The organism is Novosphingobium sp. (assembly GCF_036820275.1).
GTDB lineage: Bacteria > Pseudomonadota > Alphaproteobacteria > Sphingomonadales > Sphingomonadaceae > Novosphingobium.
Genome location: NZ_DAISLT010000005.1, coordinates 1 through 14,599, shown reverse-complemented (window position 1 = coordinate 14,599; position 14,599 = coordinate 1). Strand labels below are relative to the sequence as shown.

Genomic DNA, 14,599 nt, shown 5'->3' with positions numbered 1-14,599 from the left:
GAGTGATCAATGGCATGGACTGGTATTGCCCGGCAGGAGCATAGCCGGAAAGGATTGCGCTACTCCAGCGATATGACGGAGCGGGAGTGGGAATTGGCGGCGCCGTTTATCCCGCCAGCCAAGCGCGGAGGTCGACGTCGCACGACGGACATGCGCGAAGTGATGAATGCCTTGCTTTACATTGCGGCAAGCGGCTGCGCTTGGAGGCTTCTACCCAAATGCTTTCCACCGGTCTCGACGGTGCAGCGCTACTTCTACGCGTGGCGCAACACCGGTCTGCTCGAAGCCATGAACACGGTGCTGGTAATGAACCTGCGCGAGATTGAAGGGCGCGACGCCTCGCCGAGTGCCGGTGTGATCGACAGCCAATCAGTGAAAACCACCGAAAGCGGCGGCCCTTGCGGGTATGACGCGGGCAAGAAGATCAAGGGCCGCAAGCGCCACATCCTGACGGACACTTGCGGCTTTCTCATATTCATCCTCGTCCACACCGCCGATATTCAGGACCGCGATGGTGCCGTCGATGTCCTCAAGGCCGTGCGCAAACGTTTCCCGTGGCTACGCCATGTCTTTGCGGATGGAGGCTATGCCGGCGACAAGCTCCGTGCAGGCCTCCTTGGATCGGGAACCTGGACGATCGAGATCATCAAGCGCTCTGACAAGGCAAAGGGCTTCCAGGTTCTCCCTCGGCGATGGGTCGTCGAACGCACCTTCGCTTGGCTTGGCCGATGCCGCCGCCTCGCCAAAGACTGGGAAGCCACCATCGCATCGTCAACGGCATGGGCCACCATCGCCTCCATCCGCATGCTCACCCGCAGAACTGCAAGGTATTGCTACGGTTGAGAAACTTCCGAGTCAGGCACTAAGGTTGAAGGGGGCGTGATCTGACGGGCGCATCGACACGACGCAGCAGAGACAGGTAGCATCGCGCGATGATCTCCATCCCGAACCTGACGCTCGCTTATCTGCTGCTCGAATGGGCGATCCGGCTCATCATGGTGGTGGTCATTCCGCTGCGGCGTCCGCCCGAAGCGGCGCGCAGTTGGCTGCTTCTCGTGCTGTTCTTGCCGGTGCCCGCCTTCATCCTGTACCGCCTGATCGGCCGGGCCGCGTTCCCATCCTGGCGGCGGGACCGCTTCAGGCGGGCGGCGCCGGAGCGGGAGAGTGCCGGGCAGGCGCTGATGAGCAGCAAAAGCGCGCCTTCCCGGACAGCTGTGCTTGCACAATGGCTGGGCGGTTTTCCAAACTGTGGGGGCAACGCCCTCCATCTGCTTGAGGACTATGACGGCACGATCGACGCTATGGTGACGGCGATAGATGCAGCCCATGTTCGGGTGCATCTGCTGACCTACATCTTCGCAGACGACCGGACGGGACAGAAAGTCGCAGATGCCCTTGGCCGCGCACATGCACGCGGCGTCGATGTCCGCGTCCTGATCGATGCGCTGGGCTCGCGCCCTTGGGCAAAACGCAGCCTACCGATGCTGGCGGACCGAGGCGTCACTGCCCGCCTGGTCCTGCCGGTTCGCTTCGCGGCGCTTCGCCGTGCGCGAAGCGATCTGCGCAATCACCGCAAGCTGTGCCTGATCGATGGCAGGGTCGCTTTCGTAGGGTCGCAGAATATTGTGAACCGCGATTTCAAGCCCGGGATCGTAAATGACGAACTCGTAGCGCGGGTTGAAGGCCCGGTTGTCTGCGCGCTCGATGCGGTCTTTGCCAGCGACTTGTTCCTTGAGACCGAACAGACCATCGCGGCCTTGCCCGTGCCCGATGCCTCAGGCGCCTCAGAATTGCAGGCGATGCCCAGTGGGCCAGACTACCGCGTGCCCGGCTATGAGCGATTGCTCGTCGAACTCGTTCACGAGGCGCAAGAGAATATCACCATTGTCTCGCCCTATCTGATCCCAGACGAAGCCCTGCTGACCGCGCTCAAGAACGCGGTCGCACGCGGCGTCGCGATCGACCTCGTCGTTTCGCGTGTCGTGGACCAGCGGCTCGTGAACCTTGCCCAGCGATCCTATTATAGCGAACTGCTCGAGGCGGGCGTACGCCTCCACCTCTACCGCGACAGGTTGCTGCACGCGAAGAACGTATCGATCGATGGCCGCATCGCCGTCATCGGATCCAGCAATGCCGATGTTCGCTCCTTCATGCTGAATGCCGAGATCAGCCTGATCTTGCATGATGAAGCGTCCACCGGACCTCTCGCGGATGTCCAACGGGGATACATCCGCCGAAGCGACTGACTTTTGCTGGAGGAATGGCGTGATCGCCCGCGTGTTTCCCGCTTCTGCGAAAATCTAGCTCGCCTCGTCAGTCCTTTGCTGTGACCTCGCGCCTGCGGTGCCGGAAGTGTGCGGCGAGGCCGACGAGGAGCAGCACCGCGAGTACGGGCAGCAGAACATGGCCCACATCGCGGACGCGGCCAAAAGCAGCCTCGATGCCCTGACCGAACAGGTAACCCAGGGTCACGAAGACTGTCGCCCAGACCACGGCCGCCAATGCGTTGATAGCCATGAAGCGGGAGGCAGGAAGCGCGGTCGTGCCGATCGCGATGGGGCTGACAGTGCGCAGGCCATACAGAAAGCGGAAGCCGAACACGAACAGCACTGGCCGCTGCTCGAACACATCGATGGCGCGGCGGAACGCGGCCTTCTGCTGGACGCGCCGAACATAGCGATGATCGCGGAACCGGCGGCCGAGGGCAAAGAAGATCTGGTCCGCGATACAGGACCCGAGTGCTGCCGCCGCGATGGCCGCCGGGTACGCGATCAGGCCACGGTGGACCATCACGCCGCCCAGCACGACCACCGTCTCGCCCTCGATCCCGGCGCCGAGGAACAGAGCGGCAAGGCCGTACTGGCTAAGGACCGCTTCAAGCGTCACGGCTTCTGCCGCTGGACCACCGCGCCTGCCTCATCCGGCGCGCCGGAACGGATTACGAGGAAGCGGCGCTCTGCAGGCGCGGCGTCCTTGACGATCTGCCGGATCGGGCCAACCGCATTGACGATCGCCGCGCCTGCCGGATTGGTCATGAACTTGGCCAGCGGCTCGACTGTATCAGTACCATCCTGACGCGCCGCCAGACCCAGCGTAAAGGTCTGCTTGGGCGCCAGTCCGGCGACCGCGGCCTGCAGGATCTGCACCTGCCCCTGATCGAACAGCGACACCTGGCTCTGTCCCTGACCTTCCAGCACGACCTGCACTTTGCCCTGCGCCTTGGCGAGCGGCACGAGGTTGTCGAGGCCTTGCCCCGAAGGCACGGCGCCGGGCACATAGGCGACGCCCTGCGGGCCCTGTCCGATCGGGATCGTGGCAATGACCTTGTTCGTGGCCGTATCTATGACGGCGACTGCATCGTCATTTTCCAGCCCGACATAGATCCGGCTGCCATCGCCTGAGGGCCAGAGCCCATGCGGCAGCGCGCCGACCGGCACCGAGGCGACTTGTTCGAAAGTGTCGGTCCGGAAGACCTTGACGATATTCTGCGTGCCGACCGTTACATAGGCGAACTGGCCTTTAGCTGTCCTGGCGATGTTGACGTGGTTGGTGATCGGCCCGGTGTCGATCGTCTTCATCACGGCGAAGGGCGGCTTGGCGTCGAAGACCATCACCTTGCCGACGTCCTTGAGCGTCAGCCATACCTGCTTGCCGTCAGGCGTGGCGGCGATGTCGGGGCAGAAGGGGCTGTCCTGCTTCACGCGGCCAACGATGCGCTTTGACCTGGTGTCGATGACGACGGTTTCTGGCGAGAAGCTGGAACAGACGTAGCCATATTTCCCATCGGGCGAGAAGATCGTCATGCCCGGCCCGTTGGGGACAGCAATACGGCCCGTCTCCTTGAAGGTGGTCCCGTCGAGCACCGCTATATAATCCTCGCCGCGCACGCTCACCCAGGCTTCTCGGCCATCGGGCCGGAAGAAGGCTTCATGCGGGGAGCGCCCGACATAGGCGGTGTGCTTCACGGCATTGGTCGCGGTATCGATGAAGCTGACCGAGTTGGACCCGATCGACACGACCGCCAGGGTACGGCGATCAGGCGAGAAGCCCATGCCATGGACCAGAAGCTGACCGCGATAAAGCGGGCTGAGATTTGCAGGCGTGGGATCGCCGAGCTTGATGACCCCCAGCAGCGTGTTCGTCGACGGATCGATGACCGATACCGTGTTGGAAAACTGGTCCGAAGTGTAGAAGCGGTCCTGCGCACTGACTGCCCTGTCGGGCTGGGCATTGGGGACCTGCTGCGCAGATGCCGGGAGTGCGACCAGGGCAGCCGCTATCGGCAAGGTGCATGACACGATGCTCAGCGTCTTGTTCATTTGTCGTCTCCCATGTGATGATGCGCGCCGGCAGCGGGGCCGGTCTTTTCGGCGAGGATGTCCTGCATGACGGCGATCTCCTGCCGCTGCTCGACGATGATGCCCTGAGCCAGACGGCGCAGGCGTTCGTCTTTTCCATACCTGAGTTCCGCTTCCGCCATCTCGATTGCGCCCTGGTGATGGGGGATCATTATTGCCGCGAAGTCGCGGTCCGGGTCGCCCGATGGCGCATTCATCATCGCATGGTGCATCCGCTCCATGGAGGCTGCCATCTGGCTTGCGAAGCCATCGGGCGATGTCGCCAGTGCGGCCGCCGATGCTGTCGCCGCGCAAAGGCCGGCCAATCCCCATAGCAGTTTCAAGTGAAGCCCTTTCGTCATGGCGCTCCGGCGATAACGCCCACAGCGGACGCAAGTGTCATCGTCGCAGTGCGCAACGGAAAAAATGCGAGCTGCTGAGGAGCATGTGCGCCAACGCAGGCGTTGCCTATCGAACGGATGGCGCAACCGTCGCGATCGATCCAACCGATGATTTTTGTAGTTTCGACAGGATTTGACGATCAATGGTCTGGCTGGATGATCCCGCGTTGATCGCCGAACGCAAAGCGGCTCTTGGTGCGCCGCACATCGCGCCGCTGGAGATATGGCGTGAGGGGCTCGTTGGCGCAGGACACCCGGTGCCGCATTTCGACCCGTTCGATGGCGGCATAAATGCGCGCCTTCTCCTGCTTCTTGAGACGCCGGGGCCCGGGCCTGATCGCACTCGCTTCGTGTCGCGGGACAATCCGTCAGGCACAGCTCGGAACCTTCGCCGCTATCTTGAGGCTGCAGGCATTGGCCGAAACGACATCGTTCAGTGGAACTGCGTGCCCTGGATCGTCCACGCCCCCGGCGCCCGCAATCGCGCACTGCGCCGCGCAGAGATTGCCGAGGGTCTCGCAACGCTTCCCGGCCTGCTTGCGAAACTGCCGTGCGTGCGGGTCTGCATATTGGCGGGACGGGTGGCTGCAGGTGCGGAGGCGCTTATCAAAGAGGCGCGGCCCGATGTATCAATCATCACCATGCCCCATCCTAGTCCGGCCAATGTCTGCAACAGTCCTGATGTCGGCCAACGGATCGCGAGCGCGCTGGTGGCCGCCAGGACCGTACTAATCGAATGATCTTAAAATACGATTGGAATGATATAATCAATGCGTTGGAGTGATTGATAGGGCTGAGGTATCGATGGTGACAGGAGATCACCATGACCCTTGAACAATTGCGCATCTTTGTAGGTGTCGCCGAACGCGAACATATGACGCGGGCCGCAGAGGCACTGGGCGTGACCCAGTCCGCCGCCAGCGCCGCGATTGCCACACTGGAAGCCAGACATGACGTTCCGCTCTTCAACCGCGTGGGTCGCGGCATCGAACTGACCGAGGCGGGTCGCATGTTCCTCGATGAGGCACGCGCCGTCCTTGGCCGCGCCGCGACGGCGGAGCTTACCCTGGCCGAGTATGGCGGCCTGAAGCGCGGAACCCTGCGCCTTGTCGCCAGCCAGACCATCGCCAGCTACTGGCTCCCTTCGCGCCTCGCCCAGTTCCACAGCCGTCACCCGGCGATCCGCGTCGAACTCGCAATCGACAACAGCGAAGGTGCGGCAGCGCGGGTACTGGATGGCCGCGCGGAACTGGGCTTTGTCGAAGGTTCGATCGACCAGCCCGCACTCGCCCACTGGAAAGTCGGCGAGGACCGGATGCTGCTTATCTCGGGGCAGGCTGTCGATACCATCAATGAGGACTGGGTGCGCGGCGCCAACTGGATCGTGCGAGAGCACGGGTCCGGCACGCGGTCGAGTTTCGAGGATGTGCTGCGTGATCGCGGTATCGATCCGGCAGACCTGGACATCGCCATGACGCTGCCGTCCAACGAAGCCGTACGGTCTGCTGTCGAGGCCGGCGCTGGCGTCGCGGTCCTGTCCGAACTGGTGGTGCGCCGCGCGCTTGCTGCGGGGCACCTTCATGAATTGCCGCTCGCGATGCCAGCCCGTCCATTTGAGGCGTTACGCCACAAGGAACGGTATCGCACTCGGGCAGCCGACGCGCTGACCGAACTGGTCAAGGAGTTTGGATGATGACCACGGATATCAAGCCCATCCTCGAAGGGATGCGCCCGCTCAGCCGGCTCGATCACCCGCGCGAGATGATCCGCCAGTTCACGCCCAACTGGTTTGCCGCAACCATGGGCACGGGCATCCTTGCGCTGGCCCTCCCGCAGATGCCGGGCATCGGCGCTTCGCTCAAGCCGGTGGGAGAAGTGATGTGGTTCTTTAACATCGGGCTCTTCACCCTTTTTACCGCGCTCTATACCGCGCGCTGGATCCTGTTCGGCCACGAAGCGCGGCGCATCTTCGGGCACAATACCGTATCGATGTTCATCGGCACGATCCCGATGGGCCTCGCCACGATCATCAACGGCTGTCTCGCATTCGGTATCGCGCGCTTCGGCGAGGGCATCGTGCCGGTCGCCACGGTCTTGTGGTGGATCGACGCCGCCATGGCGGTGAGCTGCGGTGTGCTGATCCCGTACTTCATGTTCACGCGCCACCAGCATTCACTCGATGGGATGACGGCGGTGTGGCTGCTGCCGGTCGTGGCGGCCGAAGTGACGGCTGCCAGCGGAGGACTGTTGGCGCCGCATCTGGCGCAGGGCAGCGCACAGTTTGGGATGCTCGTCACGTCCTACATCCTGTGGGCCTATTCGGTCCCGGTCGCCTTCAGCATCCTGGCGCTGCTGATCCTGCGCATGGCGCTGCACAAGCTGCCGCATGAGGGCATGGCCGCATCGAGCTGGCTGGCACTCGGCCCCATCGGCACCGGCGCGCTGGGCATGCTGGTTCTGGGCGGCGATGCGCCTGCGATCATGGCCGGGCATGGGCTGGCCGATGTCGGCGCTGTCGCCCAGGGTATCGGCACAATCGCCGGCCTGCTGCTCTGGGGGTTTGGCCTCTGGTGGCTGGCGCTCGCCTCGCTCATCACCTGGCGCTACTGGCGGGCAGGTATCCCGTTCAACCTTGGCTGGTGGGGTTACACCTTCCCGCTAGGCGTCTTCACCGTGGCAACCTTTCGCCTTGGCACGACCCTGAACCTTGCCTTCTTCGGTATCGTCGGCACCGCCCTGACCCTGGCGCTCGCGCTGATGTGGATCGTGGTGGCCGCCAAGACCCTGATCGGCGGATGGCGCGGCAATCTGTTCGTATCACCCTGTATCGCCGCTACAAACTGATCGGGCATTGCGATCAGTAACGGCGTTCTGATCGCTTGCTTCTCACAGCAGCACCCGCCACCATTTTGCCCGAGAGGATACGACCATGGACAGACTGGATGCTGAGCTCGCGGCCGAAACAAGCCGCCGCCGTTTCCTGCAGAATGCCGCGCTCGGCGGTGCAGCCATCGCTGCCGCACCCGCTCTGGCGCAAGGCATCACGCAGGGTCTGACCGACCTGCATCTCCCCGGCGGCAATGCGCAGCGCCCAATGACGAGCGCATTTCCCGGCAAAGGAAGCATGATCCTCCAGCGCGTCCATCCGCCGTTGCTGGAAACACCGATGGATGTCTTCGACCGAGATGTGTTCACCCCCAATGACCAGTTCTTCGTGCGCTGGCATTGGGCGGACATCCCGACCTCGATCGACGTCGATGCCTTCCGGCTCACTATCCGCGGGCACGTCAACAAGCCGATCGCAATCAGCCTCGAACAGCTGATGCGCCTGCCGCGGGTGGAGATGGCCGCGGTGAACCAGTGCTCGGGCAATTCGCGCGGGCTGTTCCAGCCCCGCGTCCCCGGCGCGCAGTGGGGCAACGGGGCGATGGGCAATGCGAAGTGGCTCGGCGTGCGCCTGCGCGATGTGCTCGATCTGGCCGGGGTGAAGGCGGGGGCGGTCCAGGTCCGGTTCGGGGCGCTCGATCAACCTGTGGTCGCCGGTGCCCCGGACTTCGAGAAGGCGCTCGACATCGATCATGCCCGCGACGGCGAAGTGATGATCGCCTTCGGCATGAACGGCACGCAGCTGCCGCTCCTCAACGGCTTCCCGATCCGGCTGATCGTGCCGGGCTGGTACTCGACTTACTGGGTCAAGATGCTGAACGACATCGAGGTCTTGCCCGGGCCTGATGACGAATACTGGATGGCCAAGGCCTACAAGATCCCGGCGACGCCGGGCGCCAATGTAAAGCCCGGCGCCAAGGACTTCCCAACCGTTCCGATCAACCGCATGATCCCGCGTTCGTGGGTTACCAGTCTGGGCGAAGGTCAGCGGATCGCACACGAGGCCTCGATCCCGCTCGGCGGTATTGCCATGGGCGGCGACTGCGGCGTGGCACGGGTCGATGTGTCCACCGACGGCGGTCGCCACTGGTTTGCAACCAAGCTCGGACCGGACCACGGGAAGTACAGTTTCCGGCGGTGGGACGCCCAGGTTCCCTTGCCCGGCCCCGGAAAGACGTCGCTTATGTCGCGCTGCTGGAATACGGCAGGCGTCGCACAGCCGATGGCGCCGATCTGGAACCCTGGCGGTTTCATGCGCGGCAATATCGAAACCACTACCATCGTGACGGCATAAGGAGCTTTGGCATGAAAGCGCCAACCCCAGGCATGCTGGCCGTCGGACTGCTCGGCGTGACCGTCTTCACCCTCATGATGGTGGGCCCTCCCGGCAGCTACACCCCGCTGCCCGAACCCCAATCCACAGGGCCTACACCCAGCAGCATTTCCGTGAACGGCTTTACCATGACCTCGGATACGGTCGATCTTCCTATCGATGAGCAGCAATATCCCGATGGCCCTCATGCCGATGTCATCAATGCGAATTGCACGTCTTGCCATTCCGCCAGCATGGCGATGACCCAGCCAGTGCTTTCAGCGGACCAGTGGAAGGCAACGGTCACCAAGATGAAGGATGTCTACAAGGCTCCCGTGGCGGACAAGGACATTCCGGCTATCGTCGACTATCTGACGGCGATGAGTGCAGCGCAGGATGGGGCGCCGACCGGAAAGGCTCAGGATACCGCCCCCGGCACCGCGCCGGATGCCTCCGGAGGAACGGGTTGAGGCGCCAAGCTGCGTAACGTCTGCTTTCAGGCGCTACCCTAGGAGCATTGAGCGGCGGGAATGGGCGCATGTTGCCCAATCGCGGGACGGAATGGAATTGATGAAATCCAGCAGAAGCGCCGCATTCAGGTGCGCGCCGCCAACCTCCTAAGTTAATGGACACTTGCCGCTAAAAAGCGTGCGGCCAGCTAGAGGCCAAATGCGCCTGCCATCCGTAGGCTCGCGGGTACTTAATGGCGCGAAGAGAACGCATTTCCGGCCGCGTCACGGAAGAGAGTTTTGTAGGCCGTCGAGGCGCTCCGTAACGCGGACATCCGCTCGACTTTTTCGTTCCGATGGCACGCTGCTTCCACTGTTCTTTTCAACGTCGGCGAGCACGCCTGACGATCTTGAATGAACTGTTGGAGTGCGATGCTATCGACCATCCGCGCCCATACGTCGACAACCGGCTCGTCCTCGTTTCGCACCGTTGGGTCACAGTCTGCATCGAGCATCGCGGCGCAGATTGCGATAAGGCAACGACGCATTGAGGGGCTGGCAAGCGCGAGCGGCATTTCACAGGAAGGCTCGTTGGGGCAAACGTTATCGAGCGTGAGCACAGGCGCCGCAAACCGATGTAGGAGTCTATCACGCAGTCTCCAGCGCCTGTGGGCCCTTGCGAACAGTAGACAGATTCTGGCGGATTCTTCGAGCAGCTGACCGGCTGAAGTGTCGTTGAAGCGAAATTGATCTGGGACCTTTCCCCTAAGCGCACCCCTCAGCGCGGCTTCAAAGGCTACGATATTGATCCAGATGGGCTGCGCTGCTGGCTCAAGCTCGAGCGCCCTGGGGTGCGCCCGTTCGAGGCCCCGACGGCAGCGAATACAGCACAATCTTGGCGGCCCCTGCGATGACCGCTTAATCGCCCAATGACTACTCCCGCAAGACACGCATCGATCGACGAGTGGCCAGTGGTGCCGGAAACAGAAGCCCCACGCAGCCATGGCCCAGTCCGCACGGATATAGGCGGGGCGGCCAGCGGCATAGTCCTCGGCAAGGCAACGACTGCACCAGCTCAACCGGAGGGTAAGAGCGGGCGCGAAATCTCGGCTAGGATCATCGGATGGAACGTGGTGCCAGGCTACAAAATCCGGGGTGATCCTCGGATACCGATAGCAAAGACCGAGTTCGGCGACACTGTTTTCCGTGAAGCCCTCGCTTGCGGCAAGCTCAGCGATCATCGATTTTTTTGGGTTTACATCGGGATGCCGCCAATGGCCTGCGCGATTTCGATAGGCGCGCAGCAAAGGCTCACCCGGAGCCCGCTGATCGCGCACGCGCGCCAGCCATGAACTGAGAAGTTCATCCGCGAATGGCTCCACGAAACTCATACGGTCGCCCGGCCGATTGTCCTTCGCTTGCCTGCCGACGTAAACATGGAGACGAGAGGAAGCGTCACGTCGTTGGCCTCGAAGCTTGCGGCATCAAGCATCTCGCGGCCATCGCGGATAGCCGTGACAGCGGCTGCCTCGATGAGCCGGAATATTCGGCCCGTCACACCCTGGGTGAGGGCCAGCACGCGTTGCCGCGCTTCGACGGTGTCGAGCATCGATGGGCGTCTCAGGGGCAGCAGGCCCGAGAAGCTCGCAAGCAGCTGGCGCAGGGCATGATCGTTGCGCCATGGCATCAATTCGAACGCCCCAAACCGGTCGGCAAGGTTCGGATCCATCAGGACCGCCATCCGCGCGTCCTCGGTCCCTGCGCAAACAATTGGAATTTTCAGATCGTTGGTCAAAAAGCGGATAGTATTGAGGAACACCCGCTGCTGGCGAGGAGTGCCGGCGAGCATCTTGTCGATTTCATCCAGGACGAGCACCTTGGTTTCGACTTCGGCAAGCAGTTGCCTGGCTTCCGCTCGCATCGATCGCACGGACAGTCGGCTAAGGTCGACGCAATTTAGCGCGGTCAGCACCTCGGTGTAAAATTGCTCCTCACTCGGCTCTGGCGGTATCTGCGCGAGCAACACCGGCATCTTGCTGAGCCCGGTCCTGATATCGAACTGAGGAGCGTGAAGTTTCGAGAAGCGGCTGACAATTTCGGTCTTGCCCATCCCGGTGGCGCCAAACAGTAACAGGCAGGGCATTCGCCCTCGCGGCGGATAGATTACCAGGTCTTCAAGGTGGCGGAGCGCGGCCTCAGCCTGTGGCAACGATATCCAGCGGTCGCGGCGTAGCCGGTCGATCCGGGCCTCATCGGTCAATTCGGCATACTCGCGATAAGCCGGGAAGATATGGCTGTAGAGCACGTTCATGACTGCTCCTCGATCGCGAGTGGTACAACCGGCCCGTCGAGATTTGGCGGTGTCAGCTGCGCGTTGGCCTCTTGGTGCTGGACAAAGGCCGCAGGCGGTTCGCCGCGGATGAGCGCATCGACGATGCGTTGGGTTGATCGTCGAGCTCCGCGCGTCTTCTCTACGGCCCTAAGCACAATCCTGCGCTGCGTGCTCACCATCTCGAAAAGCATCTGCTCATCGACGGCGGTTCGCCCGCGCTCTCGAAGCGCTCTCAGGGCTTGGTCGTGCTCGAACTTGGTAATTGCAGGACGCCGCTTATCGCGAAGAGGAACTGTGACATGCTCGCCGCCGGGCAGTTCGAGATAGACGGCCGAGAGGTTGAGCGGATTGTATTTGATCGGGAATTTATGAACGCTGTTCGCGACCAGCGTGGCCAAAGCGCCATGCCAGTAGAAAACGTGGAAGAGTTTGATGCCCTCGCGCCGGACCCGGCGCATCTCGAACGGGAGGAAGTCGAGCAGAAAACGTTCTTCATCGGCCGGCAGGCGCAGGGCTGCAACGCGCTTACCTTGATCGTCCTGCCACGCTGTCATCGGGGGGACGCCAAGTGAGCTGTGAATGGTGCGATGATAGATTCCCACCTGGAGGGCGAACCATCGCTCGAATTCCTTGAGGGTCATGCAGGCTTTGCCCTCAGCGTCGTAGTCTCCCTTGTCCTGGATGTTGGAGAACGTAGTACCCGGAAGAAGGTGAACTTCGCCGATGGCGGTGCCGATCATGCGCTCGATGTGCCCGCCAAAGTGCGGAGTGCGCGGTGGACGGTAGTGAAGCTCGATCCCAAATTGCTGGCAGCCCCGAGTCAGCGCGCGTGAGTGAAATTCCGAGGCATTGTCGAGATGGAGGATGTCTGGCAGGCCGAAGACAGGCCATGCGAAGGTGAGCTCTCGATCGGCCAGCCAATCATTCTTGGGCAGTACTGCATGACGGATCGCCATGCCGACCGAAATCGCGGAAGGTCGTTCCAGTGAAATGTAGAAGCCGGGTATCACCCGCGTCGCTACGTCGATCTGCAGGGTCAGCGTTGGCCGCCCGACCGGTCTCCTACTCATCGACGATGATGATATCGACCAGCGTGTGGTCCATCTGTACGACCTGAAGAGGGTACTGCGCCTCGTATGAGCTGACGACGGGTCGGAAGCGGTCTGCTGCGGCTTTGGTCCCATCACGGGCGCCTGTCAGGCGTGTCCGTTCCACGGCGTTGACCCGCAGGACAACAGTTTGCCGTGCTGGAGGTCGCAGATTCTGCTCCAGGCACGAAAAGCGAATTTGACGGACCAGTTGTGCGATGGTGGGCTTTGGACGGCTGAGATAAAATTGCTCTATTTTGGCATCGATCAGGCGTTCCACCTCGCAAGGGAGGCGAGAGCGCCCTTTGGGAAATCCATCGTGCTGGTCGACCAACGAACTGGTCACTGGGTTTTCCCGGTATCTCGCGAGCAGTTCGTAAATTCGGGACCGGTTGAGGCTCAGCTTCAGGCCGGCCTCAGCAATCGCTTTGCGTCCGAGCCGGGGCTCTGCCGTAAGCGCACGAATGATAGGCTCGCGCTCACAAGCTTTGCGCCATTCTGTATGATCAACCGTCGTGAGGGCAGTGCCTGTTTCGGCCATGACCTATCCCCGATTTTCGCCAGGGACTCGTGTTGCCGGGTCCGGTCGTTTTGTAGCAGAATCGCGCTGTCAGGTCGAACGTCCGGAGGTATTCTTGTACATGATCCACGCAACTCGGCCGTTTTCTCGTCCGCCCGTATTCTTTAAGTGACAGAAGGGGCTAGGACAGGCCCCGCGAAGGAGGCGGTCGAAATGGCGCAAAGCGGGGAAAAGGGAGGCGCGAGGCAGGACGGTCGGAGTGATCCTGCCGGGGACCTCGTCCCCGTGGGTGCTGCGCGCCCGCTCGAAGGCTTGGGCTGGGCGGTCGTCAAGATGAAGGCGGAGGCCGGTGTCCTGCTCGACGCCGCGCTCCTCGCCGCCTACGAGGCCGCGTCATCACCGCACTCGATCCGTGCCCTGAAATCCGACCTTGAGGCCTTTGACCTGTGGTGCCGGCGCCTGGGGCTGGCCGCGCTCCCCGCCACGTCGTCGCAAGTCGCGGCCTATCTCGAGGCCAGGGCCGGGGAAGGCGCGAAGCCCGCCTCGCTGAGCCGGTACAAGGCCTCGCTTGCCAAGATCCACCAGTTGCTGGGGCTGCCCGATCCGACAAAGGCGGAGCTGGTCAAGCTCACGCTCGCGGCGCACCGGCGCGCGGTCGGCTCCGTGCAGGCGCAGGCGCGTCCGCTGCGCTTCAAGGGGCCGGTCAAGGATGTAACCCGCGACACGGCGCGCGGACTCAACGTGCGTGCCCTCCTGGAGGCTTCGGGCGAAGACCTCACCGGGCTACGCGACCGCGCGCTGCTCTCGGTTGCCTACGATACCGGCCTTCGCGCCAGCGAGCTCGTGGCCATCACGGTCGAGCACATCCTCGAGGCGCTCGATCCCGAGGCGCGGCTGCTGGAAATTCCGAGAAGCAAGGGCGACCAGGACGGGGAAGGGGCCACGGCCTATCTCTCGCCGCGCTCGGTGCACGCGATCACGGCCTGGTGCAAGGCAGCAGGGATCGCGGAGGGGGCGTTGTTCCGCCGGGTCCAGGTGCGCCGCTACAAGGCGCGTACGGCGGTGAAGCCGCGCCGGATCGAGACGATCTCGGGGCGCGAGGCCTGGGATCTGGAAAAACTCAGGGGCAAGCCGGCGGTTGCGGCCCGCGCCGAATATACTGTTGGCGAAAAGCCGCTCCATCCCGGCTCGATCGGGCCGATCTGGCGGGCGATGGTGGTGCGCGCCTTCGACGCTGGTGCGCTGCCCGATCTTACCCGTGACGACATGGGGCG

15 protein-coding genes are annotated in these 14,599 nt (G+C 62.8%); 8 read left to right on the top strand and 7 right to left on the bottom strand.

The genetic code is table 11. The features are described 5' to 3' along the window. Positions 1–9 precede the first annotated feature (9 nt). Complete coding sequence (locus V7066_RS05470; RefSeq protein ID WP_054434066.1) at positions 10–843, top strand: IS5 family transposase; 834 nt, start codon at positions 10–12, stop codon at positions 841–843. 89 nt (positions 844–932) lie between these two features. Beyond that, a complete protein-coding gene (locus tag V7066_RS05465; protein ID WP_008830658.1) occupies positions 933–2,246 on the top strand; it encodes a phospholipase D-like domain-containing protein in 1,314 nt (437 codons plus the stop codon). A 67-nt stretch (positions 2,247–2,313) separates the two neighbouring features. Here the strand turns inward: V7066_RS05465 and V7066_RS05460 are convergent, their stop codons facing one another. The 3 genes from V7066_RS05460 to copM are packed head-to-tail and all read right to left on the bottom strand — an operon-like array spanning position 2,314 to position 4,882. Then, positions 2,314–2,886, bottom strand: coding sequence for a DedA family protein (locus V7066_RS05460; RefSeq protein ID WP_008830657.1), 573 nt, complete (start codon positions 2,884–2,886; stop codon positions 2,314–2,316). Further along, positions 2,883–4,319 carry a YVTN family beta-propeller repeat protein gene (locus V7066_RS05455; RefSeq protein WP_008830656.1) on the bottom strand — a complete coding sequence of 479 codons (1,437 nt, stop codon included), beginning with the start codon at positions 4,317–4,319 and terminating at the stop codon, positions 2,883–2,885. The genes V7066_RS05460 and V7066_RS05455 overlap by 4 nt, the downstream gene beginning before the upstream one ends. Beyond that, on the bottom strand, positions 4,316–4,882 hold the full coding sequence (gene copM / locus V7066_RS05450; protein ID WP_243692798.1) for a CopM family metallochaperone: 567 nt from the start codon (positions 4,880–4,882) through the stop codon (positions 4,316–4,318). The genes V7066_RS05455 and copM overlap by 4 nt, the downstream gene beginning before the upstream one ends. Here copM and V7066_RS05445 point away from each other — a divergent pair. From V7066_RS05445 to V7066_RS05425, 5 genes are all read left to right on the top strand, one after another. Continuing rightward, on the top strand, positions 4,882–5,478 hold the full coding sequence (locus V7066_RS05445; protein WP_008830654.1) for a uracil-DNA glycosylase: 597 nt from the start codon (positions 4,882–4,884) through the stop codon (positions 5,476–5,478). The genes copM and V7066_RS05445 overlap by 1 nt on opposite strands. Before the next feature lie 83 nt (positions 5,479–5,561). Beyond that, positions 5,562–6,431, top strand: coding sequence for a LysR family transcriptional regulator (locus V7066_RS05440; protein ID WP_008830653.1), 870 nt, complete (start codon positions 5,562–5,564; stop codon positions 6,429–6,431). Next, positions 6,428–7,582, top strand: a complete 1,155-nt coding sequence (locus tag V7066_RS05435; RefSeq protein ID WP_230588550.1) for a TDT family transporter — start codon at positions 6,428–6,430, stop codon at positions 7,580–7,582. The genes V7066_RS05440 and V7066_RS05435 overlap by 4 nt, the downstream gene beginning before the upstream one ends. Before the next feature lie 85 nt (positions 7,583–7,667). Continuing rightward, positions 7,668–8,918: a molybdopterin-dependent oxidoreductase gene (locus V7066_RS05430; protein WP_008830651.1), complete on the top strand. Its 1,251-nt coding sequence runs from the start codon at positions 7,668–7,670 to the stop codon at positions 8,916–8,918. A gap of 11 nt (positions 8,919–8,929) precedes the next feature. Continuing rightward, a complete protein-coding gene (locus V7066_RS05425; protein ID WP_008830650.1) occupies positions 8,930–9,406 on the top strand; it encodes a hypothetical protein in 477 nt (158 codons plus the stop codon). 230 nt (positions 9,407–9,636) lie between these two features. On the opposite strand, the gene V7066_RS28765 is transcribed toward V7066_RS05425, so the two are convergent. Genes V7066_RS28765 through V7066_RS05410 form a run of 4 tightly spaced genes read right to left on the bottom strand, consistent with a single transcriptional unit; the run spans position 9,637 to position 13,346 of the window. After that, positions 9,637–10,776, bottom strand: coding sequence for a TniQ family protein (locus V7066_RS28765; RefSeq protein ID WP_080727012.1), 1,140 nt, complete (start codon positions 10,774–10,776; stop codon positions 9,637–9,639). Beyond that, positions 10,773–11,696: a TniB family NTP-binding protein gene (locus V7066_RS05420; protein ID WP_334182229.1), complete on the bottom strand. Its 924-nt coding sequence runs from the start codon at positions 11,694–11,696 to the stop codon at positions 10,773–10,775. Before V7066_RS05420 ends, V7066_RS28765 begins: the two co-directional genes overlap by 4 nt. Beyond that, positions 11,693–12,787, bottom strand: a complete 1,095-nt coding sequence (locus V7066_RS05415) for a Mu transposase C-terminal domain-containing protein (protein ID WP_334182228.1) — start codon at positions 12,785–12,787, stop codon at positions 11,693–11,695. Before V7066_RS05415 ends, V7066_RS05420 begins: the two co-directional genes overlap by 4 nt. Then, positions 12,780–13,346 (bottom strand): hypothetical protein, encoded by a 567-nt coding sequence (locus V7066_RS05410; RefSeq protein WP_231635503.1) that lies wholly within the window; start codon positions 13,344–13,346, stop codon positions 12,780–12,782. Before V7066_RS05410 ends, V7066_RS05415 begins: the two co-directional genes overlap by 8 nt. A 312-nt stretch (positions 13,347–13,658) precedes the next feature. Between V7066_RS05410 and V7066_RS05405 the strand changes: the two genes are divergently transcribed. Continuing rightward, positions 13,659–14,599, top strand: a 941-nt coding sequence (locus tag V7066_RS05405; RefSeq protein ID WP_334182259.1) for a tyrosine-type recombinase/integrase, incomplete at its 3' end; no start/stop codon positions are given.